At 56.9% G+C, this 25560-nt stretch carries 22 protein-coding genes; 8 read left to right on the forward strand and 14 right to left on the reverse strand.

The window, feature by feature from the left end; all coding sequences use genetic code 11:
• The 4 genes from AC6I6N_RS16495 to AC6I6N_RS16510 all read right to left on the reverse strand — a co-directional run.
• Nucleotides 1-1622, reverse strand: a 1622-nt coding sequence (locus AC6I6N_RS16495) for a S8 family serine peptidase (RefSeq protein WP_497943668.1), incomplete at its 3' end; no start/stop codon positions are given.
• 421 nt (nucleotides 1623-2043) lie between these two features.
• Complete coding sequence (locus AC6I6N_RS16500) at nucleotides 2044-2535, reverse strand: HugZ family pyridoxamine 5'-phosphate oxidase (RefSeq protein ID WP_230019310.1); 492 nt, start codon at nucleotides 2533-2535, stop codon at nucleotides 2044-2046.
• A gap of 305 nt (nucleotides 2536-2840) precedes the next feature.
• Nucleotides 2841-6782, reverse strand: a complete 3942-nt coding sequence (locus AC6I6N_RS16505; protein ID WP_406611554.1) for a DUF3683 domain-containing protein — start codon at nucleotides 6780-6782, stop codon at nucleotides 2841-2843.
• A 146-nt stretch (nucleotides 6783-6928) separates the two neighbouring features.
• Nucleotides 6929-7471: a YqaA family protein gene (locus AC6I6N_RS16510; RefSeq protein WP_406611553.1), complete on the reverse strand. Its 543-nt coding sequence runs from the start codon at nucleotides 7469-7471 to the stop codon at nucleotides 6929-6931.
• A 151-nt stretch (nucleotides 7472-7622) separates the two neighbouring features.
• Here AC6I6N_RS16510 and ilvA point away from each other — a divergent pair, with 151 nt between their 5' ends.
• The gene (gene ilvA, locus AC6I6N_RS16515; protein ID WP_125277786.1) at nucleotides 7623-9131 is read left to right on the forward strand and encodes a threonine ammonia-lyase, biosynthetic; all 1509 of its coding nucleotides are present in this window, start codon (nucleotides 7623-7625) and stop codon (nucleotides 9129-9131) included.
• 276 nt (nucleotides 9132-9407) lie between these two features.
• Here the strand turns inward: ilvA and AC6I6N_RS16520 are convergent, their stop codons facing one another.
• The 5 genes from AC6I6N_RS16520 to phoB all read right to left on the reverse strand — a co-directional run bounded on the left by AC6I6N_RS16520 (nucleotide 9408) and on the right by phoB (nucleotide 13650).
• Entirely contained in the window at nucleotides 9408-10427 is a 1020-nt protein-coding gene (locus tag AC6I6N_RS16520; protein WP_406611552.1) for a 5-oxoprolinase subunit C family protein, read from the reverse strand.
• On the reverse strand, nucleotides 10424-11122 hold the full coding sequence (gene pxpB / locus AC6I6N_RS16525) for a 5-oxoprolinase subunit PxpB (protein ID WP_108728499.1): 699 nt from the start codon (nucleotides 11120-11122) through the stop codon (nucleotides 10424-10426). Before pxpB ends, AC6I6N_RS16520 begins: the two co-directional genes overlap by 4 nt.
• Nucleotides 11123-11124: 2 nt before the next feature.
• Nucleotides 11125-11556: a VOC family protein gene (locus AC6I6N_RS16530; protein ID WP_094197838.1), complete on the reverse strand. Its 432-nt coding sequence runs from the start codon at nucleotides 11554-11556 to the stop codon at nucleotides 11125-11127.
• An 80-nt stretch (nucleotides 11557-11636) separates the two neighbouring features.
• Nucleotides 11637-12935 carry a phosphate regulon sensor histidine kinase PhoR gene (phoR, locus tag AC6I6N_RS16535; protein WP_125277788.1) on the reverse strand — a complete coding sequence of 433 codons (1299 nt, stop codon included), beginning with the start codon at nucleotides 12933-12935 and terminating at the stop codon, nucleotides 11637-11639.
• Nucleotides 12936-12939: 4 nt separating this feature from the next.
• Complete coding sequence (gene phoB, locus AC6I6N_RS16540; protein WP_094197836.1) at nucleotides 12940-13650, reverse strand: phosphate regulon transcriptional regulator PhoB; 711 nt, start codon at nucleotides 13648-13650, stop codon at nucleotides 12940-12942.
• 246 nt (nucleotides 13651-13896) lie between these two features.
• Here phoB and ubiE point away from each other — a divergent pair, with 246 nt between their 5' ends.
• The 6 genes from ubiE (at nucleotide 13897) to rfaE2 (ending at nucleotide 19775) form a co-directional block, all read left to right on the forward strand.
• Complete coding sequence (ubiE, locus tag AC6I6N_RS16545; protein WP_108728794.1) at nucleotides 13897-14667, forward strand: bifunctional demethylmenaquinone methyltransferase/2-methoxy-6-polyprenyl-1,4-benzoquinol methylase UbiE; 771 nt, start codon at nucleotides 13897-13899, stop codon at nucleotides 14665-14667.
• A 218-nt stretch (nucleotides 14668-14885) separates the two neighbouring features.
• The gene (locus AC6I6N_RS16550) at nucleotides 14886-15878 is read left to right on the forward strand and encodes a Tim44 domain-containing protein (protein ID WP_094197835.1); all 993 of its coding nucleotides are present in this window, start codon (nucleotides 14886-14888) and stop codon (nucleotides 15876-15878) included.
• A 180-nt stretch (nucleotides 15879-16058) separates the two neighbouring features.
• Complete coding sequence (locus AC6I6N_RS16555; RefSeq protein WP_094197834.1) at nucleotides 16059-16688, forward strand: ubiquinone biosynthesis accessory factor UbiJ; 630 nt, start codon at nucleotides 16059-16061, stop codon at nucleotides 16686-16688.
• Between the two features lie 2 nt (nucleotides 16689-16690).
• On the forward strand, nucleotides 16691-18247 hold the full coding sequence (gene ubiB, locus AC6I6N_RS16560; protein ID WP_094197833.1) for a ubiquinone biosynthesis regulatory protein kinase UbiB: 1557 nt from the start codon (nucleotides 16691-16693) through the stop codon (nucleotides 18245-18247).
• 174 nt (nucleotides 18248-18421) lie between these two features.
• Nucleotides 18422-19291, forward strand: coding sequence for a ferritin (locus AC6I6N_RS16565; protein ID WP_094197832.1), 870 nt, complete (start codon nucleotides 18422-18424; stop codon nucleotides 19289-19291).
• Nucleotide 19292: 1 nt separating this feature from the next.
• Entirely contained in the window at nucleotides 19293-19775 is a 483-nt protein-coding gene (gene rfaE2, locus AC6I6N_RS16570) for a D-glycero-beta-D-manno-heptose 1-phosphate adenylyltransferase (RefSeq protein WP_094197831.1), read from the forward strand.
• 268 nt (nucleotides 19776-20043) lie between these two features.
• Here rfaE2 and AC6I6N_RS16575 read toward each other — a convergent pair whose 3' ends face one another.
• The 5 genes from AC6I6N_RS16575 to AC6I6N_RS16595 form a co-directional block, all read right to left on the reverse strand.
• Complete coding sequence (locus AC6I6N_RS16575) at nucleotides 20044-21366, reverse strand: TolC family outer membrane protein (RefSeq protein WP_108728502.1); 1323 nt, start codon at nucleotides 21364-21366, stop codon at nucleotides 20044-20046.
• Between the two features lie 15 nt (nucleotides 21367-21381).
• Nucleotides 21382-22062 (reverse strand): protein-L-isoaspartate O-methyltransferase family protein, encoded by a 681-nt coding sequence (locus tag AC6I6N_RS16580; RefSeq protein ID WP_094197829.1) that lies wholly within the window; start codon nucleotides 22060-22062, stop codon nucleotides 21382-21384.
• A 74-nt stretch (nucleotides 22063-22136) separates the two neighbouring features.
• Nucleotides 22137-22832 (reverse strand): 5'-methylthioadenosine/adenosylhomocysteine nucleosidase, encoded by a 696-nt coding sequence (locus AC6I6N_RS16585; protein ID WP_094197828.1) that lies wholly within the window; start codon nucleotides 22830-22832, stop codon nucleotides 22137-22139.
• 40 nt (nucleotides 22833-22872) lie between these two features.
• Entirely contained in the window at nucleotides 22873-23691 is an 819-nt protein-coding gene (thiD, locus tag AC6I6N_RS16590) for a bifunctional hydroxymethylpyrimidine kinase/phosphomethylpyrimidine kinase (RefSeq protein WP_108728503.1), read from the reverse strand.
• Nucleotides 23692-23698: 7 nt separating this feature from the next.
• The gene (locus AC6I6N_RS16595; protein WP_108728504.1) at nucleotides 23699-24505 is read right to left on the reverse strand and encodes a thiazole synthase; all 807 of its coding nucleotides are present in this window, start codon (nucleotides 24503-24505) and stop codon (nucleotides 23699-23701) included.
• Nucleotides 24506-24994: 489 nt separating this feature from the next.
• Here AC6I6N_RS16595 and AC6I6N_RS16600 point away from each other — a divergent pair, with 489 nt between their 5' ends.
• Nucleotides 24995-25312 carry a hypothetical protein gene (locus AC6I6N_RS16600; RefSeq protein ID WP_094197826.1) on the forward strand — a complete coding sequence of 106 codons (318 nt, stop codon included), beginning with the start codon at nucleotides 24995-24997 and terminating at the stop codon, nucleotides 25310-25312.
• Nucleotides 25313-25560: the final 248 nt, after the last annotated feature.

A 25560-nucleotide genomic window follows, 5' to 3' on the forward strand; every position in this document is an offset into this window, starting at 1 on the left:
ATGTGGCTGTACTGACCTGTCACCCCATTGGCTGCGTCCATGAAGGAATAGGCCACGTTCTGGCGGAAGGGGCCACCAGCCAGTTTCAGGGTGCCGTCTATATGGGCTGCACCGCCAACCACCAGACGATCGGTCGCACCTGCGGGGCCGACTTCCAGTTCATGCACCGAACCGGCATGGGCGGTATAGTCGCCGCTGACGGTCAGGGTGCCAACTGAGTTGCCTGGAGCCAGGGTGCCGTAGTTATCGACTTGTGCGACCGTACCGGAACCACCCAGCGTTCCCTCACGCTCGACGGTTACGGCAGAGGCCAGCGTGCCATTGACGGCCAGACGACCTCCGCTGACGGTGGTGTCACCGGTATAGCTGTTATTGCCCGTCAGCTCCAAAGAGCCGGAACCGCGCTTGTGCAAGCCTCCGATACCGCTGATGTCATTGGCGAAGGTGGAGTGGTAGCCCAGCGTGTCTACATCGAACAGGCGGGTAAATTGCGCTGGCCCTTGTACGGCCTTGCCCACATTCATCAGACCCCAGCCGTAAATGCTGGGGTCGCCCAGAGGGGTTGCGGTAGTCAGCAGGGTTTGCTGCAAATGGTAAGCGGTGAAATAGGGGAAAGCCTCCTTCACCAAAGCCGCTCCACCCGCGACATGCGGGGAGGCCATAGAGGTGCCGCTAAAAGCGATATAGCCACCCGAGGAATTGACTGAATTAATCCCTGGGTCGTCGTCACCACCGGGGGCGGCCAGACACCACTCGGCTGCCACGCCGCATTTGTTCGCATAGGAGGCTAAAGAGCCATCCTCGCCCAGAGCCGTTACCGCCAGCCAATTATCTTTTAGTTCAGGAAACCAGTAGGGGGAGCCAGCCAGCAGGTCGGGGTGGTCCTGCGATTCATTGCCGGTGGCAAATACCATCAGGGAGCCTGCATCTACGCTGTTGTGAAAAGCCTCGATAGCCAGTGGCTGCCAATCCAGCACGCCTTCGGGTGAGCCGTAGTCCACGACATTACAGGGTGGTGGGGAGCTGGCATTGTTGCAACCATTGACTCCCAGGCTGCTGTTGATGATGGGCAGCTTGAACTGGGCCAAATAGTTCCAACCTTGTGAGGCAACGCGATCAAAGGCGGCGGCCGCTTCACGTGGGTCTGGTTCATAAGGATCATTGCCAAGTATGTCGTCGTCCTCATCCGTGCCGTCGTAAGCGACGGCAAAAAGCTGACTGTTGAACGCGACACCATGCATGCCAACGCCATCACGACGTGCGCCCATAATGCCCGCAACGTGGCTACCGTGACCTGATGGAGGGTCAGAGTCGATGCCTTGGCCATTGGCGTAGGGGGTATTGGTGTTGAAATCAAAGCCACCCGCAATGGCACCGGCAAATTCGGGATGATTGCCTGCAATGCCGGAGTCCAGATAGCCGACCGTCACGCCCTTGCCAGTAAAACCCAGCGAATAGGCTTGGGCGGCGTTGATCATGTCCAGGCCAGGCTGCCGTTTGTATTCTTTAGTCCGCCATTGTTCCAGCGAGCTATCTGGTTCCGCGTGGGCGATGCCAGGCAAAACCAGGCTCAATAAGGCCATTTGCACCAGCACATGGGTGCTGCGTCTCTTATTCGACATCTCTTCCTCTCCAGGGTGTTTTTCTATGCGTGGCGGCAACTCGTTATGAGGTCGTGTTGTCGGGTCCATGCGTGCTATTTAACGTCGTAGCTGTTGAATCTTATAGCGGTCAAATTTACGTTTTGTCATGTTTAGCGTTTGAAGCATGCGAAAACGTGCGACTGAATCGGCAGAGCCTGCAGGGAGAGTGGCGATTCTTCCTGTGAACAAGGCGTTTAATTGATGATCTGATTTCTGTATCTGAAAACCAGTTGGTGATGACTTTGTTGTAGAGCCCACAACATGTTGGGCGAGGTGTGGGCCTTGCAAGAGGCGAAGGCCCCAGAGTTTGTTGCTGTTTTAAGGTGCTTTTTTGAGGGGCTATGGCTGTAGCCGGGCACTAACGCTTTCAAGGCTTGCTGTGATTTCAGTCCGTGGAATCTCAGGCCACAGGCTCGGCCAGCAAGGCGCGTACCAGTTCAGGTTTCAAGGTCCGTGCCGCTGCAAACCCGGCAATATGGCGCACCCTGACCAGGTCCAGCGCGAAGAAATGGAAGTCCGTGAAACTGCTCAGAAACTCCATATCGGGAAAGCGGGCGGTATAGGCCTGCTTGGCTTGTTCCCAGTCGGGCTGCTCGCGCTCCAGTTTGCGAGCCAGCATCTGAAAGGTGACGCGGGGTAGGTCATGGACGGCATCCTGACCGTGTTCGCTTTGGCTGATCATCAGGCTGGCATCGGGGCGTTGTAGCAAATAACGGGTGTGAGCCGCCATTTCGCTGATGTGGATGATGATGCTGGCTTGTTCGGGGCAGATCGCAAAGGGGACGCGGGAGACTACCGGCAATCCCTGATTGCTGAGTGTGCCCAAAGACGCAGTGCGTTCGCTTTGGAGCAGGGCCTGCAGGCTGATTAGCAATGGATCATCAACAGACATAAAAACACCTATTCTGAAAAAGCTCCCACACTGCGCTGTGGGCTTGATGCGCCCGAAGGTTTTACATTGGGCGGTCCGGCAGACAAGGCTCTTCGCAGTACCGTCGTCGTGTTGCTCGTTGAAGGGCGAATTTACTGTTGGAATGGCCCAGCCAGGAAAAAATCCCTGATGTTGCGCCTTCGGCTTGCTGCTCTCCAAGAGGGTGCTTTTATCTCGAGAGCGGCCCAGCGAAAAAAATACCCCCATACCACTGACGAAACAGGCCGACATAAAGCCGGCCTGTTCAGGGGGGGGAGGCGTATGGTTTACACCAGAACGCGCTCAATACCACCATCGTTGGCACGGCGTACGTAGTCCGCCATCCAGTTCTCGCCCAGCATGTGCTTGGCCATTTCCACCACGATGTAGTCCGCATCCATCTTGGTTTCGTCCTCGTAACGGGACAAACCTTGCAGGCAGGACGGACAGGAGGTCAGCACTTTGACTTCGCCCTGGAAGCCATCGGCGCGAACAGCATCCTGGTTCTTCTGCAGTTCTTCGTGCTTGCGGAAACGGATTTGTGTGGAGATATCCGGACGCGACACAGCCAGCGTGCCCGACTCACCACAGCAACGGTCTGCCTTGATGGTACTGTCGCCCACCAAGGATTTGACTGTTTTCATGGGGTCTTGCAGCTTCATGGGGCTGTGGCAAGGGTCGTGGTACATGTAGCGCACGCCTTGCACATCTTCCAGTTTCAAGCCTTTTTCCAGCAGGTATTCGTGGATGTCGATCAGGCGGCAACCGGGGAAGATCTTGTCGAATTCGTAGCCCGCCAACTGGTCGTAACAGGTACCACAGCTGACCACCACGGTTTTGATGTCCAGGTAGTTCAGGGTGGTGGCCATGCGGTGGAACAGCACACGGTTGTCGGTGATGATCTTCTCGGCCTTGTCGCTTTGACCGCTGCCGCGCTGCGGGTAGCCACAGCACAGGTAGCCAGGAGGCAGAACCGTTTGCACGCCTACATGCCAGAGCATGGCCTGGGTTGCCAGGCCTACTTGTGAGAACAAACGCTCCGAACCACAGCCGGGGAAGTAGAACACGGCCTCTGAGTCCACCGAGGTGGCTTCAGGATTACGGATGATAGGCACGTAATCCGAGTTCTCGATATCCAGCAATTTACGAGCCGTCTGCTTGGGCAGGCCACCAGGCATCTTGCGGTTGATGAAGTGGATGACCTGTTCACGAATAGGGGCCTTGCCTATGGTGGCAGGCGGGGTGCTGACCTGTTTGCGGGCGGGAGCTGCCAGCAGATTGTGTGCAGCACGCTGGGCTTTGTAGCCCACTTCAATCATGGCGGTTCGAGTCGCTTTGATGACGCGTGGATCTTTGGCGTTCAAAAAGAACATGGCCGCTGCCGAGCCCGGATTAAAGGACTTCTTGCCCATGCGTTTTAACAAGGAACGCATTTCCATGGATACATCGCCAAAGTCGATATCCACCGGACAGGGGTTGTAGCACTTGTGGCACAGGGTGCAGTGGTCGCCCACGTCTTCAAACTCTTCCCAATGCTTCAGGCTGATCCCGCGACGCGTTTGCTCTTCGTACAGGAAGGCTTCGATCAGCAAAGAGGTGGCCAGAATCTTGTTGCGGGGCGAGTACAGCAGGTTGGCCCGTGGCACGTGGGTGGCACAGACTGGTTTGCACTTGCCGCAACGCAAGCAGTCCTTGATGGCGTGGGAAATGGAGCCGATTTCGCTGCGCTGCATGATCAGCGATTCGTGGCCCAGCAGGTTGAAGCTGGGCGTCCAGGCGCGGCTCAAATCCGCTCCGGGCATCAGCTTGCCGGCGTTGAAGTGGTTGTTCGGGTCCACTTCGCGCTTGTAGTTCTGGAAGGGATCCAGCTCTTCTTGCGTCAGGAACTCGTATTTGGTCAAACCAATACCGTGCTCACCGGAGATCACACCGTCCAGACCACGCGCAATTTGCATGATGCGAGCCACGGTGACATTGGCCTGCTGCAGCATGCCGTAGTCGTCCGAGTTCACGGGGATATTGGTGTGTACGTTACCGTCACCGGCGTGCATGTGCAGAGCCACAAACACACGGCTTTTCAGCACACGGTCGTGAATAGCCTGCAGTTCGGTCAGTACGGCAGCGCAGTCGGCACCAGGGAAAATGTGTTCCAGGTTTTCACGAATCTCGCTCTTCCAGGACGTGCGGATCGTGTGATCCTGCAATAGTTGGAAAATCGAGGTGTTCGGGTCTTCTTGCAAACGCGCGTCGATAGCGGTGCTTTCCAGCGGTACGCCAATCTCGGCCAGCTCAGCTTGCGAGTCCTTCAGCGGCTTGTCCAGATTGTCCTGCAGCCACTGCCAGCGCTGGCGTACAGTGCGTACGATTTGCAGGGCATCGTGACGACGCTCGTTCAGGATCTCTTCGCGTGTGTGCTCGGCGTCGTTGTGGTCTTCGATCTTGCCTACGGGCAGATCGCCTTGCAGGAAATCTTCCAGTTCACGGGTCAAGCGCAGCTTGTTGTCCGTGGACAGCTCAATATTGATGCGTTCGATCTCTTCGGTGTACTCACCCATGCGGCGCAGGGGGATCACCACGTCTTCGTTGATCTTGAAGGCGTTAGTGTGGCGGGCAATGGCGGCGGTACGGGAACGGTCAGCCCAGAATTTCTTGCGGGCTTCGGCGCTGACGGCTACAAAGCCTTCACCGGAACGGCCATTGGCCAGGCGCACTACCTCGGAGGCAGCGGTCGCCACGGCATCGGGATCGTCGCCCACGATGTCGCCAATCAAGACCATTTTGGGCAGGCCATCACGTTTGCTCTTGGTGGCATAGCCCACGGCACGCAGATAGCGTTCGTCCAGGTGTTCCAGACCGGCCAGAATCGCGCCGATACGCTTGCCTTCACCGTTCAGGTAGTCAATGACTTCCACAATGGAGGGTACGGCCTGTTTGGCCTGGCCGAAAAACTCCATACAGACGGTGCGTGTATGCGCAGGCATGCGGTGCAGTACCCAGCGGGCCTGCGTGATCAGACCATCACAGCCTTCTTTCTGAATACCGGGCAGGCCAGCCAGGAATTTGTCGGTAACGTCTTTCCCCAGACCTTCCTTGCGAAAGCGCCGGCCTTCAATATGCAGGGTTTCGCTGCGCAGCAACTGGGCACCAGGGGCGTAACGGCCATCAAACCATTTGACTTCAAAATGAGCCATTTCCACGTCGTGGATCTTGCCCATATTGTGTTCAAGACGGGTCACTTCCAGCCAGTTGCCCTGGGCATCGACCATGCGCCACCAGGCGAGGTTGTCCAGCGCGGTACCCCATAGAACGGCTTTTTTTCCGCCCGCGTTCATGGCGATGTTGCCACCGACACAGGAGGCGTCGGCCGAGGTCGGGTCCACTGCGAAAACGGCACCAGCCGCTTCGGCGGCATCCGCCACACGGCGTGTTACTACGCCAGCACCGGTCAGGATGGTGGTGACGGGTTCGTTCATGCCAGGTAGCGTGGTTTGTTCGGGCTTGCCAATGGCATCGAGCTTTTCGGTATTGATCACCACCGAGCGCCAGCTAAGTGGAATAGCACCGCCCGTATAACCCGTACCACCCCCACGTGGGATGATGGTCAGCTTCAATTCAATACAGGCACGGACCAGCGCGGCCATCTCGTTTTCGTGGTCTGGGGTGAGCACGACAAAGGGATATTCCACGCGCCAGTCGGTCGCGTCAGTGACGTGCGAGACGCGCGATAGACCATCGAACTTGATGTTGTCCTTGGCGGTCAGGCGCGACAGGGAGCGCACGATTTTCTGGCGTAGCTCGCGAGTATCGGTAAATTCCTGTTCGAATGCGGCCACGGCGCCACGGGCAGCGTGCAACAGCCGCAAAACCTTGGCATCGCGATCGGGCACGGCGCTGTCTCGGCGCTGGTCGATTTCGTTCAAGCGATGATTCAAGGCTTCGATCAGTTGACGTTGGCGCTTGGGATTATCCAGCAGATCGTCCTGCAAATAAGGGTTGCGTTTGACAACCCAGATGTCACCCAGCACTTCAAACAGCATGCGTGCGGAGCGGCCGGTGCGGCGTTCAGAGCGTAGCTCAGACAGCTTCTCCCAGGCTTCCTCACCCAGCAGTCGCAGGATAATTTCCCGGTCCGAGTAAGAGGTGTAGTTGTAGGGGATTTCACGCAGGCGCGGCGTGTCGGTGTTGCGTGCCTGGGCAGCCAGGTGCTTGCTTGCAATGGGGGCGTTCATGGCGATAGTTGGCAAGGCCCGTCAAGGGCGGCTCAGCGAGGAGCAGATAGGCAAAAGACAAGTGTATACGAATCGTAGCCAGGCTGCCCCCTTACTACATGGGCAAGTCAGGGATAAGAGGTGCTTTGCAGCCAGTTTGCAGCAAATTACCAACCCAATTTGGGGAAAATCCACAGCAGACCCGCAGTCATGGTGATGTAGCGCGCCAGTTTTCCCACCGCCATGTAAAACAGGCTGGGCCAAAACGGCAGGCGTAGCCAACCGGCGACGGCACACAGGGGGTCACCTACCACTGGTAGCCAGGACAGGAGCAGAGCGGGCGGGCCCATGCGGGTCAGCCAGCGTTGCCCCAGTTCATGCCAGCGACCAGCGGCCTTGTTCTTGGGCGTGTTTCCGTCCTCGGTGTTTTGCGGGTGCTTTTCGCGCCAGGCTTCGTACGCTTTTTCGGCAGCCAGGCCAGTGGCATAGCTGATCGCCCCGCCAGCCGTATTGCCTACCGTGGCCACCAGTACCGCAGACCAAAACATATTCGGGGCCAGGTTGATATAGGCGAACACCGCAGGCTCCGAGCCTAGGGGAAGGAGAGTAGCCGAGACCAGACTGACGATGAAAATGGCACTTAAACCGATTTCGGGCAGAGACAGGGTGGTCAAGAGCCACGAAATAAGATCAGAGATCCAGGCTTGCATAAGTAAAGTGGATGGGTGTTTGAAGAGAGTAATGGACGCCAGTTAGGGCATCTGCCTATGGTATTCTGTTTTTCTTTCCCGGTGAGCAGTCTCAGGCAGGGGCCTGCGACTGGCCTTGGTGGCAAACCGGCTGTTAATTGAAGCCTGAGAAATGTCGAACGATTACCTAAAGCGAATTCTGACCTCGAAAGTGTACGATGTTGCCATCGAAACACCACTTGAACCCGCTCCCCAGGTATCGGCACGAATTAGTAACACGGTACTGCTCAAGCGTGAAGACTATCAGCCTGTTTTTAGCTTCAAGCTGCGCGGTGCCTATAACAAGATGGCCAATCTGTCGGCCGCAGAATTAAAACGGGGTGTACTGGCCGCTTCGGCTGGCAACCACGCACAAGGCGTGGCCATGTCAGCGCGCAAGCTGGGCTGCCGCGCCGTTATTGTGATGCCAACCACCACGCCGCAAGTCAAGATTGACGGTGTGCGCAATCTGGGCGGCGAAGTGGTCCTGGCGGGCGAGAGCTACTCGGACTCCTACCAGCACGCTTTGGAACTGCAAAAGAGCGAAGGCCTGACCTTTGTGCATCCCTTTGATGATCCTGATGTGATCGCCGGGCAGGGCACGGTGGCCATGGAAATCCTGCAACAGCACCCCGGCCCGATTGAAGCGGTCTTTGTCGCGATTGGCGGTGGTGGTCTGGCAGCCGGCGTGGCAACGTACATCAAGGCCCTGCGCCCCGAAATCAAAGTAATTGGCGTGCAGACCGAAGATTCCTGTGCCATGGTGCGCAGTATCAAAGCGGGTCGACGTGTGAATTTGTCGGACGTGGGTTTGTTTTCCGATGGCACTGCTGTCAAGCAAGTGGGGTCGGAAACCTTCCGTCTGGTGCGCCAGTATGTAGATGACTTTGTCATTGTGGATACCGACGCGATTTGCGCGGCTATCAAAGATGTGTTCCAGGACTCGCGTAGCGTGCTGGAACCAGCCGGCGCTCTGGCTTTGGCCGGCGCCAAGCGCTACGCAGCTCAAAACAAGCTCAAGAACAAGACACTGATCGCGGTAACGTCCGGCGCGAACATGAACTTTGATCGTATGCGTATGGTGGCAGACCGTGCGGATGTGGGTCAGGCTCGTGAAGCCTTGTTTGCCTTGACGATTCCCGAGGCCAAAGGTAGTTTTCGTCGCCTTTGTGATGCCCTGGGGACGCGTTCGGTGACTGAATTCAATTACCGCATGTCCAACATGGAAAAGGCGCACGTCTTTGTGGGGATGTCGATTTCTTCGGAAGCGGAAATTGAAAAGCTGGAGGATCGTTTCGTCAAGAAAGGCTTTGGTACCTTGAATCTGACGGGCAACGAGCTGGCCAAAACCCATGTGCGTCACATGGTGGGTGGAGTGTCCAGCCAGGCTACGAACGAAGTCCTGCTGCGTTTCGAGTTTCCAGAGCGCCCTGGCGCCTTGCGTAAATTCCTGTCCAGCATGAATCAGGACTGGAATATCAGCTTGTTTCACTACCGTAATCAGGGCGATGACTATGGCCGTATCCTGATCGGTATCCAGGTGCCGCCTTCGGACAAGAAAGAGTTCAAGGCTTTCCTGGGCAATTTGGGCTATCCGCACTGGGACGAGACGGACAACCCGGCTTACAAGTTGTTTTTGTAAGTCAGTGGACGGCGCCCCACCACTATGGCGTCGTGCAGAGTTGTCAGAACAAAAACACCTCGCTTGTTAAGGCGAGGTGTTTTTTATTTGAAATCTGAGCGTGATGATTGCAGGTGCAGCGGCGTATTGCCTGATAACAAGGGGGGGATTAGCTGGCAGCCCATCGCCACGCTTAATTGAGGTGCTTGTGCCAGGTTGCGCTGTTGGTTTGTGGCCTGAGGGCCGCTTGGAAGCAGGCGTAGTTCAGCCCTAGACACGCTGTCTACGCTTGTTGTGTCAAACCTGTGCTACACACTGCTCTAAGGCTTGCCGCAACGGTTCCAGGCTGTCATTTAGCCGTGTAAAGGCTTGTTCCTGACGAGCGGACAGCGCATGAGCCTGCTCTGGGCTCACCACTTCAAAGCCCAGATTCTGCCCAGGCAGGCGCTGTGCAATTTGAGCTAGATCCACGCTGGCGACCTGTCCGATTCGTGGATAGCCCCCGGTGGTTTGCCGGTCGGCCATCAGCACAATAGGCTGGCCATCGTTGGGGACTTGAATCGTTCCAAAGCAGGTGGGGGCGGAGAGCAGCTCTTTAGCCGTTTTCCGCTGCAATGGCTGACCTTCCAGGCGATAGCCCATGCGTTCCGAGGCGGGGCTGATACGGTAGCTTTGGCTTTGAAACAGTTCCAGTGATTCGTCAGTGAACAAATCGGCTTGATCCAACATGACACGCAGGCGTTCTCGCGGGGCCAAGGCCAGTGCAGCAGGCATGTAAATTCGTAGCTCATCCAGTACGGCTTGCAGCTTGTTCAGTGTCGCTTCCTGATTGGGCAGGGGCCGAGCCAGTTGAATCTGATCGCCCTTTTTCAAGGCGCGACCTTCAAAACCACCCAGACCAACGCGCATATGGGTGCTTTGGCTACCCAGCAAGGATTCGACTTGAAAACCGCCGTAGACAGACAGGTAGCTGCGGGCACCTTGGCCGGGTTTGACGGACTGCATGGTCAGTGTCTGTCCGGCGCGCGCCAGAGTAGGGCGCAGCACTGCCACGGGCTGACCGTCCAGGCTGGCATTCATCTCCGCGCCGGTCAGGACAAACAGGGCGGGTGCGTCAAACCGCAGGCTTGGGCCCTGTACGGTAATTTCCAGGCTGGCCAGGTCTTGTGCAACGGTATTGCCTACCAGCAAATGGGCGAGCCGGTGTGCGCGTTCATCCATGGCACCGCTGGGTGAAACCCCCAGGTGTTGGTGCCCATACCGACCTCGGTCTTGCAGGCTGCTCATCATGCCTGGCTTGAGGATATGTACCGTCATGCAGGTGTCCAGTGATCAAACTGTTCGTGAGGCAGGGGCACAAAGCGCACTTGGTCACCGGGGGCGAGCAGGGCAGCGGGGGAGCGCCGGGCGTCGAACAGGCTAACTGGCGAGCGGCCAATCAAATGCCAGCCGCCAGGAGATTCGTTGGGGTAAATAATGGTTTGCTGGTTGGCAATGGCTACCGAGCCTTTGGGCAGTACGGTGCGGGGGGTGGCACGGCGCGGCACATTCAGTTGTTCGGGCAAGATGCCCACATAGGGGGCACCGGGCGCAAAGCCCACCATAAATACCAGTTGTACTTGACTGCTGTGCAGTTCAATGACTTGTTCCTGGCTCAGTCTCAACTGCTCGGCAATGGCGGGCAGGTCGGGGCCGAAGGGGCCGCCGTAACAGACGGGAATATCCACCAGGGCACCGGGGGCAGCCTGATCCTGGCTGGCATCCAGCTCGGCCAGTGCTTGGTGAACATAGTTGTGCAAACGGGCGAGCTGGTCGCTGCTGCCATCCGGATAAAAGTGGATGGCAACCGCAGTAAAGCTGGGGACCAGATCACGGACACAGGCGGGCGCGTGGTCGCGCAGCAAGCGTGCGGCGCGGGTGCAGCGCAAACCGGTCTCCAAAGAAAGCTCACCGCTGAACTGCACGAGCAAACAGCGGTCGCCTTGTTCGGTAAGTAGCCAGGTTTTGTGCATCTTTATTTGGCGAAAAGGGAGTCCAGGCTGTTGAAGGCTTTGAATTCCAGGGCGTTGCCCGATGGGTCCATGAAAAACATGGTGGCTTGCTCGCCAGGCTCGCCCTTGAAACGGATATAGGGTTCGATCACAAATTGGGTGCCAGCGGCAACCAGCTTGTCAGCCAGGGTTTGCCAGGTGGGCATATCCAGCACGACACCAAAGTGACGCACGGGCACGTTGTGAGCGTCTACCGCACTGGTGGCATTGCTGCCGCATTCTGAAGGAGCCAGATGAGCCACAATCTGGTGGCCGTAGAAATTGAAGTCGATCCACTGATCAGAGGATCGGCCTTCGGGACAGCCTAATGTCTGGCCATAGAACTGGCGTGCAACGGCCAGATCATGGACCGGAAAAGCAAGGTGGAAAGGGCGCAGCTCATGGGTATTGGACATGCTTGGCTCCTGTGCGGCATAAATCCGCCAACGTGGTCTTCAGAGCCGTTTATTGTAGGACCAATATGGCCCCACATGTTCTAGCAGTCCTGCAGTCGAACCCGACTCTTGGGGAAACGCAACATAAACACGCTGCCTACTCCCAGACGGCTTTGAATTTGCAGTTCGGCATTATGTCGCACGATGATGTGTTTGGTAATGGCCAGGCCCAGGCCCGTGCCGCCTGTGGAGCGCGAACGGCCCTTGTCCACGCGGTAAAAGCGCTCGGTCAGGCGGGGAATGTCCTGGGCAGCAATGCCGATACCCGTGTCCTGGACGGAATAACAGGCCTCGCCGCTGTCATTCAAATACCAGCGCACAGTGATGGTGCCGTCCTTGGGGGTATAACGCACTGCATTGGTAATCAGGTTGGAGACGGCCGAGCTTAATTCGGTTTCCATGCCCTGAATGGCAATACGCGGATCAATGTCCGTGACAAAGCTGTGTTGTCCGCCGGAGATGGCCTCGCCTTGTTTCAGCGCGCTTTCAATCAATTGGCTGACCTGCACGGTTTCCCCTTCCACCGTGGGCGAGGATTCCAGTGTCGACAAGGTTAACAAGTCGGACACAATCGACTGCATGTGACGGGTCTGCTCCAGCATCATTTGCTCGTAACGCTGACGCTGCTCCAACGGCAGGCTCTCGGCCGGCATGTCCTGCAAGGTTTCCAGAAACCCCAGCAGGACCGTCAAGGGGGTACGCAGCTCATGGGAGACATTGGCCACAAAGTCTTTGCGGGTGGTCTCCAGCATTTCAACCTGGGTGACATCGCGGGTCACGATCAGGAACTGGCCCAGGCCATAGGGTGTCAATTGCAGTAGCAAGGAGCGTTCGCGTCCGTCTTTGCTCAGGTGCAGCAACAATGGGCCGTCCCATTGGGGTTGGCGGGCGTAACGGGAAAACTCGGGTTCGCGCAAGATATTGAAGATGCTGTGATGACGGTCCGTGGCCAGATTCAGGCCGATGTGCTCACAGGCGGTCTGATTGCACCACTGCAGCTCCATTTCCCCGTTCAGGGTGATGGCACCGTCGGGCAGGGCCTCGGCGGCCATCATGATGCCATCCACGTAGCGATTCAGCTCCTGAATTTCTTGCCGGTCACGGCGCAACTGGCGATAGATGGGGGCCAGAATGGCGTCCCAGGGGCCAATGGCGGGAGGAGGGGGATCACTCAGGTTACGGGTCCAGCGCTCAACGCGGGACAACTGCAAGGTGCTGATGAAAATCAGCATTAACAGGCCGCCGCAAAACAAGGCCAGACCGATGAATGGCCCGAGCCACCAGCCGATCAGGCTGCCCAACAGGGCCCAGATAACAATAGACGTAAATATGCTGAACATGGGATCAGGCGCTTGGGGCCTTTTCCAGAGGAGAAAGGGCAAAACGATAGCCCGAGCCACGGATCGTTTCAATATGTTTGTCGTGTCCGCTAGGCTCCAGCGCCTTGCGCAAGCGACGGATATGGACGTCTACTGTGCGCTCTTCCACAAACACGTGGTCGCCCCAGACCTGATCCAGCAGTTGGGAGCGGGTGAAGACACGTTCGGTGTGCGTCATGAAGAAATGCAGCAGGCGAAACTCGGTAGGCCCAATGGTCAGTGCCATACCCTGGCTGGACAAGCGGTGCGTGCTGGGGTCCAACTGCAGGTCGCCAATGGAGATTACGTCATCGGTTAGCTGAGGTGCGCGGCGGCGCAACACAGCCTTGATGCGGGCAATCAGTTCTTTGGGCGAGAAGGGCTTGGTGATGTAATCGTCCGCGCCGGCTTCCAGACCATCGACCTTGTCCTGCTCCGAGCCTTTTGCCGTCAGCATGATGACTGGGATATGACGGGTACGTTCGTCCGAGCGCAGTTTGCGGGCCAGGTTAATGCCTGAGGAGCCGGGTAGCATCCAGTCCACCAGAATCAAATCAGGCAGCTCGGCGCGAATGAGGATCTGGGCTTGTTCGGCATCGAAGGCGCGCAGCACTTTATGGCCGGCAAAGGACAGATTGACAGAGATCAGCTCCTGGATTGCAGGCTCATCTTCCACGACTAATATGCTTGTACTCATTGTTAGCTTCAGGCTGGTCCGATAAAAATAAAAGATGGTCAGGCAGGCTGTTTGTATTGCACTTGAGCGACTGGTAGTCAGGCGACTCAAGAGAAACACAGGGGGCGCTTCAATCCCTGACTGCACGTAATAACGCCATCATATGGCGTTAATGTTTCAGGTTTGTGAATGTGTAAAAAAGGGCAGCGCTCAGCGAGCTGGATTTTCGTTTCTGTACCGGGAAATCTGCGTTACGATTATGCCATTATGGAAAAACAGCGTCCTCAACACCCTACCGCCCAGCACGCCGATACGCACTTTGGCTTTCAAACCGTCGCTGAAAGTGAAAAAGCGGGCAAAGTTGCCCAAGTCTTTCATTCGGTGGCTAACAATTACGACATTATGAACGATCTGATGTCGGGCGGCCTGCACCGTATCTGGAAAGCCTTCACTATCGGTCGAGCGGCTGTACGCCCCGGCATGAAAGTGCTGGATATCGCGGCGGGAACGGGCGATTTGACCAAGACCTTTGCGCGCCAGGCAGGTGCCGACGGCGAGGTTTGGCATACCGATATCAATAGCTCCATGCTGCGCGTGGGGCGTGACCGTTTGCAGGACAAGGGCATCATCACACCTGTTGCGGTCTGTGATGCCGAGCACCTGCCTTTTCCTGACGGTTATTTTGATCGCGTCTCGGTGGCCTTTGGTTTACGTAATATGACGCATAAAGATCGCGCACTGGCTGAAATGAAGCGGGTGTTGCGTCCAGGCGGCAAATTGCTGGTGCTGGAGTTTTCCCGTGTGGCCAAGCCCTTGCAGGCCCCGTATGACTGGTATTCCTTCAATATCCTGCCTCGCATTGGCAAATTCGTCGCCAAGGACGAGGAAAGCTATCGCTATCTGGCTGAATCCATTCGCATGCATCCCGATCAGGACACTCTGGCTGACATGATGCGCGAAGTGGGGTTGGAGCGTGTGCAATATTTCAATCTGACAGCCGGTGTCGCTGCGCTGCATGAAGGCATCCGCCTGGATTGAGGCCGGGCCTACCCTCTCTCTATATATATAGCGGCACCTTTGGGTGCCGTTCGTTTTTTGGCTTGTCATTTACGGTAAAAAAAACATGGTGCATGAGAACTTGTCATGTTAATGTTCAGCTTATCGTAAGTTTTCTTGAATATTCGACTGGGATGGCTTGGCCGCGGGCTTTAAAGCTCTGTGTCTTAAACGCGTGTTCTGGTCAGGAGTTTGTGACTATGTCTGGACGGCTTTCTCGTTACTTCATGGCTGCTGTACTGGCCTTTAGCACCGGCGCTTTGCTGACCGTTTCTTATGATGCGGAAGCACGTCGCATGGGTGGTGGATCCAGCTTTGGCCGCCAATCCTCCAATATCACCAGCAATCGCTCGGCAGCGACGCCTCCTGCTGCAGCGAATAATGCCACTCGTTCGGCTGCTCCTGCCGCTGGCGCTGCTGCTGCCGGTACGGCCGCAGCGGGTACCGCTGCCAAGTCGGGCATGTCCCGCTTCCTGGGCCCGATCGCCGGTATCGCTGCAGGTCTGGGTATTGCTGCTTTGCTGTCCAGCATGGGTCTGGGCGGCGCTTTCCTGGAAATGATGTCCAGCCTCTTGCTGATTGGTCTGGTTATCTTCGCTGTTCTGTTCATTGTGCGTCGTTTCCGTGGCTCGGCTGCTCGCCCTGCCATGCAACAGGCCGGTGGCCAGTCCATGATGCGTAATGCCGATCCGGCACCGAGCCCCTGGCAACAACCACAGGCTGCGCCAGCACCTGCGCCTGCTGCCGCTCCTGCTGCTCAGCCCGCTGCTGCCGCCGCTGTTCCCGCACCTCCAGTAGACGAAAGCTGGTTCATTCCCGGTGATTTCGACACACCGACCTTCCTGGCCAATGCCAAGACGCAGTTCGTGGAAATCCAGAAACTGTGGGACAAAGGCGATGTGGAACAACTGCGTGCCTTCCTGACCGACGATTTGCTCAAAGAAGCCTCTCCTCAGATTGCTCAGCGCCAGGGCGAGAACGTGACCCAAGTGGTCCTGCTCAATGCCGAGCTGCTGGGCATCGAGAAAGTGGCCGACGGCCATCTGGCCAGCGTGCGCTACTCCGGTATGTTGCGCGAAGAGGCGGGTGCCGAAGCCTTCCGCTTTGAGGAAGTCTGGAATCTGTTCAAGGCCGATGGCGCAGGCTGGCTGCTGGCTGGTATTCAGCAGATCCCGGTTGACCCCAACGCTTGATCTTTGTCTATACAAACAGCCGCCTTCTAATCCAGGCGGCTGTTCTGTTATGAGCGCTCTCGCTTCTCTGTGATTCCCTTTGCCCGTGTTCCTGTCGTCCTGTACATCCGGCCGTGTCTGTGTCGGGTTAAACTGGCTGTTTTAATTGGACTGGTTTACTCGCTGCGGCAGTAGACTTGCATGGACATGCTTGGTATCCCTTCATTCCTAGAACCTGGCGCCGTGGGCGTGCGTTTGCTGAACGCCTTGCTTGATCGCGAGGATTGGGCGCGTGAGCGTTTGCGCAGCTATGCAGGTAAAACCGTCTCGCTGATTGTGGGCCGTTTGCAACTGGTCTACACCATCAGTTCTCAGGGAAAGCTGGAGCAGGGCCATCCTGCCGTGGTGCCCGATGTCACGCTGACTCTTCCTCAGAACAAGCTGCCCGAATTGCCTCAAATCCTGCAAGACGGCGATTTCAGCCGAGTGACGCAGTTAATGCATGTGCAAGGTGAAGCCGGTCTGGCCAATCTGGTGTCGGACCTGGCCGCTAATCTGCGTTGGGATGCCGAGCACGATCTGGCCCAAATTGTTGGTGATGTCATGGCAGTGCGTCTGTTTAGCGGTGCGCGCCGGGCGTTTACCGGCTTGCGGGATCTGGGCCAGCGTCTGGCCGGCAATGCCAGCGAATACCTGACTGAAGAAAGTGGCTTGCTGGTGACGCGTCCCGAGCTTGACCGGCTGCGCGAGCAATCAGCCGTTTTGACTCAGCGCCTGGACAAATTGGACCAGCGTTTGAATCGTCTTGATACGCGTCGGCGGGAGTCCTGAGCATGTTCTCCTTGTGCCGTTTGCTGACCATTTTGCTGGTTGTATTCCGTTATCGCCTGGACGAGCTGGTGCTGTCGAGTATCCGCCATCCCTGGGCTTACCGGTTGTTGCGCGTTGTGCGCCTGGGTCGCAAACCCAAGCTGCCGCGCGGTGTGCGCTTGCGTTTGGCCCTGGAAAGCTTGGGGCCTATCTTCGTCAAGTTCGGTCAGGTGCTCTCTACCCGCCGGGATCTGATTCCGCTGGATATCGCCGAGCAACTGGCTTTGTTGCAAGATCGTGTGCCTCCCTTTCCCTCCGAGGTGGCCGAGGCCACGATTCTGAAGGCCTTGGGTGCGTCGCCTTATGAGCTGTTCAAGAAGTTTGATCGTGAGCCCATCGCCTCGGCGTCGATTGCTCAGGTTCACTTTGCCGAGCTGCACGATGGCCGCGAAGTGGCCGTCAAGGTATTGCGTCCTGGTATGCGCGAGGTCATCCACAAAGATCTGCGCTTGATGCGTGTGCTGGCCGGGTTTATGGAACGCCTGGGCCCTGATGCCCGTCGCCTGAAACCGCGTGAGGTGGTGGCCGAGTTCGACAAGTACTTGAATGACGAGCTGGATCTGATCCGTGAAGCCTCCAATTGCAGTCAGTTGCGCCGCAATTTCACCAAAGATGTAGAGCGGACTGAGTTGCTGATCGTGCCCGAAGTGCATTGGGATTATTGCGCCTCGACTGTGTTCACCATGGACCGTATGAAGGGCATCCCGGTCAACCAGATTGACCGCTTGCGCGCCGCCAATGTGGACTTGAAAGACCTGGCTCGTAAAGGGGTGGAGATTTTCTTCACCCAGGTGTTTACCGACGGTTTTTTCCATGCCGACATGCACCCAGGTAATATTTACGTCTCGGACGCACCGGAATCGTTGGGCCGTTACATTGCCCTGGACTTTGGCATCGTGGGTTCGCTGTCCGAGTTCGACAAGAACTATCTGGCGCAAAACTTTTTGGCTTTCTTCCGGCGCGATTATCGTCGGGTCGCTCAATTGCATATTGAGTCCGGCTGGGTGCCACCTGAAACTCGCGAAGAGGAGCTGGAAGGTTCGGTGCGCGCGGTATGTGAGCCGTATTTTGACCGGCCCTTGTCCGAGATCTCCTTGGGGCAAGTGCTTTTACGCTTGTTCCAGACGTCGCGCCGGTTCAATGTAGAAATTCAGCCGCAGCTGGTGCTGCTGCAGAAAACCCTTCTGAATGTGGAAGGGATGGGGCGGGACCTGGATCCGGAACTGGATCTGTGGGATACCGCCAAACCGTATCTGGAAAAGTGGATGTACCAGCGTATTGGTCCATCGGGCTTTTACTCGCGTTTGAAACAGGAAGCCGGGCAGTGGGCCCAGATCATGCCGCAGCTTCCGCGTCTGGTTTATTCCAGCTTGAATAGACCGGAGACAGGGCAGGCGTTGAACCAGGAACTTAAGCTGTTGCGCCAGTCGCAGCAGCAGACCAACCGATTGCTGACGGCCTTGTGTGCGGTATTGGCGCTTGCGGTCGGTGTGGCCATCTGGGCTTTGGTGGGGCGATAAGTGTGATCTCTCCGCAACGCGTCAGTTTTTTTGTGGCTGACATATTTCTGATAACTGCAGGTTCTACGATAGACGCAGGTCCGCCAGCTGATTGTTAAGCTGGCGCTTTCCGGCGCCTTCCGGACGGTAAATGGCCGCCCTCAAGGAACCGCTTGATTCTTTTTAGGAATCGTTATGCTTTACCATGACTTATTTAAATCCATGGAAGCGGTGCGCTGGAATTTCGCGCATGACATACCGTGGGATGACTTTGATGGCAGCAAGCTCACAGACGAGCAGGCCTACACCATCAAAATGAACGCCATTACCGAGTGGGCTGCCTTGCCTGCTACCGAAATGTTCCTGCGTGACAATAAAGATGACAGCGATTTTTGCGCCTTTATGTCCGTGTGGTTCTTCGAGGAGCAAAAGCACTCGCTGGTTTTGATCGAATACCTGCGCCGTTTCCGCCCCGAGCTGATGCCCACCGAAGAAGAGCTGCATAAAGTGCGCTTTGACTTTGATCCGGCCCCAGCCATGGAAACGCTGATGCTGCACTTTTGCGGCGAAGTGCGCCTGAATCACTGGTACCGTCGTGCCGCCGACTGGCACACTGAGCCTGTGATCAAGGCCATCTACAAGATTGTGGCTCAGGACGAGGCCCGTCACGCCGGTGCTTACCTGCGCTACATGAAGCGTGCTCTGGTGCATAAGGGTCAGGAATTTGGCCTGCAAGCCCGTCTGGCTTTCTCCAAGATCGGTGTTCTGATGGCCTCGGCGCATCGTACCGCTCAAGCGTTGCACCCCACCAACTTGCATGTGAACAAAGCGATGTTCCCGGACGATACGGTGCAGTCCAAGCTGCCATCGCCCGGTTGGCTGGAAACCTGGCTGGATACGCAGATTCGCTTCGACAAGGAATGGGAGCACAAGGTTAGCTCGCGCATCTTGCACAATATGTCGCTGTTGATGGGTAGCTCCTTTGAAACCGTGCAGGAGTTGAACCGCTACCGCAAGGATCTGGCACGCCAGGTCGGCTCGGACTCGACTCTGGTTCAGGCTTGATATGAGCGTACGTTTCGAGGCTAAGGTGCTAGGTCTGGATGCCTTGCGTGAGGCTATGGAACAGGGGCGCCTGGCGCGCCCGCTGGTCTTTACCAACGGTGTGTTTGATATCCTGCACCGTGGACATGTCAGCTACCTGGACGAAGCGGCCCAATTGGGTGCTTCGCTGATTGTCGGTGTGAATACTGACGCCTCGGTGCGACGTTTGAACAAGGGGCCGGAGCGCCCCATCAACCCTGAACAGGATCGTGCCGCTTTGCTGGCTGCGCTGGCTTGTGTGGATGCGGTGGTTTTGTTTGACGAAGACACACCCGAAGCCTTGATCGCGGCACTGCGCCCGGACCTGATCGTCAAGGGCGGTGACTACGATATGGAAGCCTTGCCAGAAACGGCTTTGGTGCGTAGCTGGGGAGGCGATGCGGTCGCCATTCCTTTTGAGTTTCAGCGCTCGACCACGGCCCTGGTTAAAAAGCTGCGTGACTAAACAAGCGGTATTGAAGGATTGAATCCCGGCATAGTCCGGGATTTTTTTGCCTGTTTGATCCAGGCATCGTGTCTTGTACACAAAGACAAGGACATGAGCACTGAAGTTGTCCGCGCAGGGCTTGGCGTTGTTTCGTTTGCGTTTGGATGGCGCTGCTGATGGATCTGACATTGCTGCTGTGAGCAAAGAGCGCGACGTGTATATCTCGGGCTTTCAGAATCTCAAGGATTCAATGGGAGCGCTTTGCTGCAGTCTTGCCTGGGTCGCTTCAGGACGCCGGTTGTAGCAGATCGTTCACGGCCCGCAGGTCGTTTTCGCTCAGCGTGCCGCTGGCTGCTTTCAAGCGTAGGCTGTTCATCAGAACGTCATAACGGGCTTGGGCCAGACTGCGCTGTGCTTCGTAAAGTTGCTGCTGGGCATTGAGCACATCGATATTCACACGCACACCGACCTCGTAAGCCAGCTTGTTGGCCTCCAGAGCGTCTTGGCTGGACTTGGTGGCCGCTTCCAGTGCCTGCACACGGACCAGACCCGAGGTGACGCCGGAGAAGTACTGGCGCGTCTGCTGGATGGACTGCTCAATGGCGAACTGGTGATCGTAGCGGGCCTGTTGCAGGCGCGAGCTTTGTTCACGGACTTGAGAGCTGGTTTCGCCGCCTCGGAAAATGGGGATACTTAGCTCCAGACCGACGGCGCTGTTCAGAGAACGTGGGCCACCGCCAGCTTGGCCAAACAGGGTCTGGTCGCTGCCGCTGCCGGTCTGGGCTTTCAAGGCCAGGGTAGGTTCGTGCAGGGCCTGGGTGCTTTTCAACTGCTCTTGGGCGGCACGTGCCTTGATATCAGCCAGTGCCACACTTAAACCGGATTGGCTGGACTGATCCAACCAGTCTTGTAGATTTGCAGGTTGTGGGGCGGGCAGACGCAAAGGCTCACGTAGGCGAGCCAGTGTTTCATAACGCTCCAGCGTCAGCGCCGCCAGCTTGTCCTGAGCCACTTGCAGGGCATTTTCCGCTTGCAAGACGCTAGCTCGTGTCAGATCCAGACGCGATTTGGCTTCGTAGGTATCGGTAATCGTGGTGCCGCCCAGTTGAAAATTCTGGTCAGCGGCGCGCAATTGCTCGTCAATGGCAGCTTGCTGGGCTTTCAAGGTAGATAGCGCATCTTGTGCTGCCAGCACATCAAAATAGCGTTGGCTGACGCGTAGCATCAAGTCTTGTCGATCCAGCGCCAGTTGAATATCGGCACCCTGCGCCAATAACTGAGCGCGTTCGTAACGAGCCCAGGCGTTGCGGTTGTAAACCGGTTGGCTCAGTGTGAGTGCCCAGGCGGCTCGGTCGCTGGAGTGTTGATTGGACAGCTTGCTGGTTTGGCGGCGCTCTTGCAGTTCGGCTGTGCCGATGGCGCTGATCTGTGGCAACAATTGAGCCCGACTCTGTGGCACTTGTTCTTGGTCGGCTTGATGTGCCGCCTGAGCCGCGCCAAATTGCGGTTCACGAGCCAGGGCCTGATTCCAGGCTTGCAGCAGATCTTGCGACTGGGCCGTGCTGCTTAAGGCAAGCAGGCAGAGCAGCGTCAGGCGCAAGGAGGTCATGAACCGCATAGGCACTTAAAAGCGGAATTGTGAAACGGCCGTGCCGCGCAAAGGTTTGATCCAGGTGTCGAACAGCGGTGTGGTATCGAAGCTGGCGGCGCTGGTGCGAGTAATACGCACGGCTGTCATAACCGGGTTTTGACCGACCACCACCACCAGACGGCCCCCGATACAGAGCTGGTACTTCAAGGCATCAGGAATGGTGGGCACGGAGCCGGTGACCAAAATGGCGTCGTACTCGGTGGTGCCCCAGCCGGCATGTGCATCGCCCACTTCAACCTTGACGTTGCGTACATTGTTGCGCTGCAGGTTTTCCTGGGCAAAAGCGGCCAGTTTGCTGTCAATTTCGACGGAGGTGACTTGTTGGGACAGGTGAGCCAGCAAAGCGGCCTGATAGCCCGAGCCGGTACCAATTTCCAGCACACCGTCGCTAGACTGCAAAAGCAGCTCTTGAGCCAGACGGGCTTCCACTTTGGGCGAGAGCATGGTCTCGTGCGTGTCCACGGCATTGATGATCAGTGGCAGTTCGGTGTCCGAAAAGGCCGAAGAGCGCAAAGACGAGGGAACAAAGCGTTCGCGCTGGACCTCGACCAATGCTTGCAGCACGTTTTCGTCGGATACGTTCCAGGGACGGATCTGTTGTTCCACCATGTAGTAACGGGCACGTTCGAGTTCAGACAGCGCAATATGGTTCATAGCTTCCAGAAAACTAAAGGCTTGGCAAAGAGCCGATTATAAGCCAGCGCATCGATAAAGAGGCGCAGTCGGGCTTAGCAGGACGGCACCATCGCGTGAAGCAAGGTGCTGGCGTTGTTGACGGCAATGGGCAAGAAGGTGTCAAAGTCCATGTGTGCGTCGTTGTTGGCATTGTCTGAAATGCTGCGTATGCAGACAAAAGGCACGGTATTCAGATAGCACACCTGGGCAATGGCGCCACTTTCCATTTCGCAGGCTAAGGCATTAAAGGTGGCGCTTAACCACTGTATTTTATCGTTACATGCGATAAATTGGTCGCCGGTAACAATTCGGCCCGTGTGGACCTGATGCCCTTCAATTTGCTGGGCGGCAGTTTGGGCAATGGCCAGTAAGGCGGGGTCTGTCGGAAAATCAAAGGTATCCAGACGGAAAACCTGTCCTGGCGCCAGACCCAGGGCTTTGAGCTCCACATCGTGCTGGACCAGCGTATCGGCAATGACGATGTCGCCTGGCCGGATGCTGGGCTCAACCGCACCGGCAATACCGATATTGATGATGCTGCCCACGGCAAATTCCGAGATCAGCATCTGGGTGCAAGCGGCGGCATTGACCTTGCCCACGCCGCAGACTACGGCCACCACAGGTTTACCCAGATAGCTGCCGCGATGAAAGTCCATGCCGGCACGCTGGAGGGTCTGGGGCTCTTGCAAGCGTTCCAGCACAATCTCCAGCTCTTCGCGCATGGCGACAATAATTCCAAGTGTAGGCATAAGACAGGGGCCTTCAAGCGACCCGATCAAACGGCACGTATCAGGACGATGGCCACAGTTTATGGAAGTGATGCACCGGACCGTGTCCGTTGCCCACGGTTAGTTCACCCGAGCGGGCAATGGCTTCGTACAAGTACTTTTTGGCAGCCAGGGCGGCGTCAGGCACATTGCTGTATTGGGGCAGCAGGGCGGCTAGCGCAGCTGACAAGGTACAGCCGGTACCGTGTGTATTGGCCGTATCAATACGCTTGGCGGGCATTTCGATCATCTTGTCGCCATCGTGCAGCAGGTCTATGCAGTCCGAACCGGGCAGGTGGCCCCCTTTCAGGAATACCCAGCGCTGATCGCTGTGACTCATCAGGCGACGCAGGCGCTCGGCGGCCTGACGCATTTCCTTGACGGTTTCTACCGGGCGGGCGTCCAGCAGAACACCGGCTTCGGGCAGATTGGGTGTGATCATGGTGCACTGGGGAACCAGTTGCTCGCGCAAGGCATGGACAGCCGACTTTTCCAGCAAATGGTCGCCGCTTTTGGCGATCATCACCGGGTCCAGCACCAGATGCTTGGGTTTGAAGTGAGCCATGCGTTCGGCCACCACGGTGGTGACGGCCTCCTGGCCCAACATGCCTATCTTGACGCCATCAATGCGCACGTCGGCAAACAGCGTATCAATCTGCTGGCGCACAAAGTCGGCAGGAACGGGGCTGATGCCGGTGACCCCTTGGGTATTTTGTGCCGTCAAAGCGGCAATGACAGCGGTGGCATAAGCACCCAGGGCGCTCATGGCTTTGACATCAGCCAGAATACCGGCGCCGCCGGAGGGGTCAACTCCGGCAATGGTCAGCGTATTGGGAATCATGTCTCGATCAGGTACGGGAGTGAATCAGCCCTTCGGTAGGGGAACTGGGGTCGGCATCGTAGTATTTGCGGGGTACACGGCCAGCCAGATACGCCTGGCGACCGGCTTGTACTGCCAGGTTCATGGCACTGGCCATCATTACAGGCTGACGGGCACCGGCAATGGCGGTGTTCATCAGGACACCATCACAGCCCAGCTCCATGGCAATAGCGGCATCCGAGGCCGTACCGACACCGGCATCCACCAGCACCGGCACCTTGCTCTGATCGATGATCAGGCGCAAGTTCCAGGGGTTGATAATGCCCATGCCCGAACCGATCAGGGAGGCCAAAGGCATGATGGCCACACAGCCAATATCTTCCAGCATACGGGCCTGGATAGGATCATCAGCGCAATACACCATCACATCAAAACCTTCATCCACCAGGGTTTTGGCGGCTTTCAGGGTTTCGGGCATATTGGGGAACAGATTGCCGGAGTCGCCCAGCACTTCCAGTTTGACCAGCTTGTGACCGTCCAGCAGTTCGCGGGCCAGACGCAAGGTCCGCACGGCGTCATCGGCGGTGTAGCAACCCGCAGTGTTAGGCAGCAGGGTGTATTTGGAGGGGGGCAGGTAATCGAGCAGATTGGGCTCGTTGGCGTTTTGGCCGATATTGGTGCGGCGAATGGCCACGGTCACAATGTCAGCGCCGCTGGCTTCAATAGCCAGACGAGTTTCATCAAAATCTTTGTATTTACCGGTGCCTACCAACAGCCTGGATTGGTAGCTGGTTCCGGCCAGGATAAAGGGGTCGTTGTTCACTGTTTGGGTCATGGTGGTGCTTTGTTGCGCATCCGTCTTTGGTGACGGAGAGATAAGTGATTTTTGCTGGGCAAACACTGCAAGAATAATCCATTTGGCCGGTACTCGCAGGAAAACCCTTATGTAAGCTTGCTGGTGTTCGGGGGAAGGGCGCGTGAGTAGCAGACAGTAAAGCCTCTTTAGTCGGGGGGCTTGTGGGTGCCCTGCAAAATCACATATCCCTAAGTATAAATTTGATGTTCACAAGGTGATGGAAAGTGTGCCAATGCCTGACAGACAAGCCTTGGGTCAGGTGCGAAAATATCGTTGGTGCAAAAACCGTTGCCCTTTTTTTAACTACTCACGTTTAAAAGTAAATGGACCCTGATCCTTCTATATGGCTTTGTTCCTGTAAAGGGCAAACCTTCTTAATGACCAGTCAATTGGACGCTGGACCACAAAGCGGGCCCCTCTGATGAGGTGAGCACTCTTTCTGGGCCCTCGTGTCCGAAGGAGAATGCTATGTTCCGCCTCAACCTGTTCCGTTCTACTCCACACAATAATGCGCTGCAAGACGCTCTGCGCCTGGCTGCATCCCGCCAGCGCCAGGGCTACCTGCTGGAGCTGCTGCAAACCCACGGTGCGCGCGAGTTTGCCTATGCTCTTAACGACCTGTCCGGTCGCACCATTGAAAACGCACTGTCCACACTGCCTGCTGTAGAGCGCAGCCAGGTCCTCAAGCATCTGTCCCGTCGTGCCAAAGCCCGTCTGAACGATGTGGAAGGCTTGCGCTGCCAACCCACTCACGCTGTGCTGACCCTGCCGTCCTTTGTGATGTAAGGGTTGTTTTGCAGCGTCGTAGATGCCCCTGAAGTTTGGGGAGTGATCCGCGCCGCTGCAAGCTTCTCTGTGTTGACCCTTGGGCGGGCGTGGCCTTTTTGGCTATGTCCGTTTTCTTGATTTCAGCCCGCATCCGCTCCCTGTTTGTTTTAGATGACCCTTGCAGGGTGGTTAGCTGTTTTAGTGGTGATCTGTCGTGGCCAGACGACGCTTGCGGCCTTCGCCGTCAGAATCCTTGTCTTTTCATG

It is taken from the genome of Alcaligenes sp. LTN-3 (assembly GCF_059735605.1).

Bases quoted from the DNA above. Each gene is read 5' to 3' on its own strand.
- ubiB (WP_094197833.1), top strand. From the start codon at position 16,691: ATGTTCTCCTTGTGCCGTTTGCTGACCATTTTGCTGGTTGTATTCCGT.
- thiD (WP_108728503.1), bottom strand. From the start codon at position 23,691: ATGATTCCCAATACGCTGACCATTGCCGGAGTTGACCCCTCCGGCGGC.
- AC6I6N_RS16555 (WP_094197834.1), top strand. From the start codon at position 16,059: ATGGACATGCTTGGTATCCCTTCATTCCTAGAACCTGGCGCCGTGGGC.
- AC6I6N_RS16530 (WP_094197838.1), bottom strand. From the start codon at position 11,556: ATGTCCAATACCCATGAGCTGCGCCCTTTCCACCTTGCTTTTCCGGTC.
- AC6I6N_RS16600 (WP_094197826.1), top strand. From the start codon at position 24,995: ATGTTCCGCCTCAACCTGTTCCGTTCTACTCCACACAATAATGCGCTG.
- AC6I6N_RS16510 (WP_406611553.1), bottom strand. From the start codon at position 7,471: ATGCAAGCCTGGATCTCTGATCTTATTTCGTGGCTCTTGACCACCCTG.
- AC6I6N_RS16585 (WP_094197828.1), bottom strand. From the start codon at position 22,832: ATGCCTACACTTGGAATTATTGTCGCCATGCGCGAAGAGCTGGAGATT.
- phoB (WP_094197836.1), bottom strand. From the start codon at position 13,650: ATGAGTACAAGCATATTAGTCGTGGAAGATGAGCCTGCAATCCAGGAG.
- rfaE2 (WP_094197831.1), top strand. From the start codon at position 19,293: ATGAGCGTACGTTTCGAGGCTAAGGTGCTAGGTCTGGATGCCTTGCGT.
- AC6I6N_RS16565 (WP_094197832.1), top strand. From the start codon at position 18,422: ATGCTTTACCATGACTTATTTAAATCCATGGAAGCGGTGCGCTGGAAT.
- ilvA (WP_125277786.1), top strand. From the start codon at position 7,623: ATGTCGAACGATTACCTAAAGCGAATTCTGACCTCGAAAGTGTACGAT.
- phoR (WP_125277788.1), bottom strand. From the start codon at position 12,935: ATGTTCAGCATATTTACGTCTATTGTTATCTGGGCCCTGTTGGGCAGC.
- AC6I6N_RS16520 (WP_406611552.1), bottom strand. From the start codon at position 10,427: ATGACGGTACATATCCTCAAGCCAGGCATGATGAGCAGCCTGCAAGAC.
- AC6I6N_RS16550 (WP_094197835.1), top strand. From the start codon at position 14,886: ATGTCTGGACGGCTTTCTCGTTACTTCATGGCTGCTGTACTGGCCTTT.
- AC6I6N_RS16505 (WP_406611554.1), bottom strand. From the start codon at position 6,782: ATGAACGCCCCCATTGCAAGCAAGCACCTGGCTGCCCAGGCACGCAAC.
- ubiE (WP_108728794.1), top strand. From the start codon at position 13,897: ATGGAAAAACAGCGTCCTCAACACCCTACCGCCCAGCACGCCGATACG.
- AC6I6N_RS16575 (WP_108728502.1), bottom strand. From the start codon at position 21,366: ATGACCTCCTTGCGCCTGACGCTGCTCTGCCTGCTTGCCTTAAGCAGC.
- AC6I6N_RS16580 (WP_094197829.1), bottom strand. From the start codon at position 22,062: ATGAACCATATTGCGCTGTCTGAACTCGAACGTGCCCGTTACTACATG.
- pxpB (WP_108728499.1), bottom strand. From the start codon at position 11,122: ATGCACAAAACCTGGCTACTTACCGAACAAGGCGACCGCTGTTTGCTC.
- AC6I6N_RS16500 (WP_230019310.1), bottom strand. From the start codon at position 2,535: ATGTCTGTTGATGATCCATTGCTAATCAGCCTGCAGGCCCTGCTCCAA.
- AC6I6N_RS16595 (WP_108728504.1), bottom strand. From the start codon at position 24,505: ATGACCCAAACAGTGAACAACGACCCCTTTATCCTGGCCGGAACCAGC.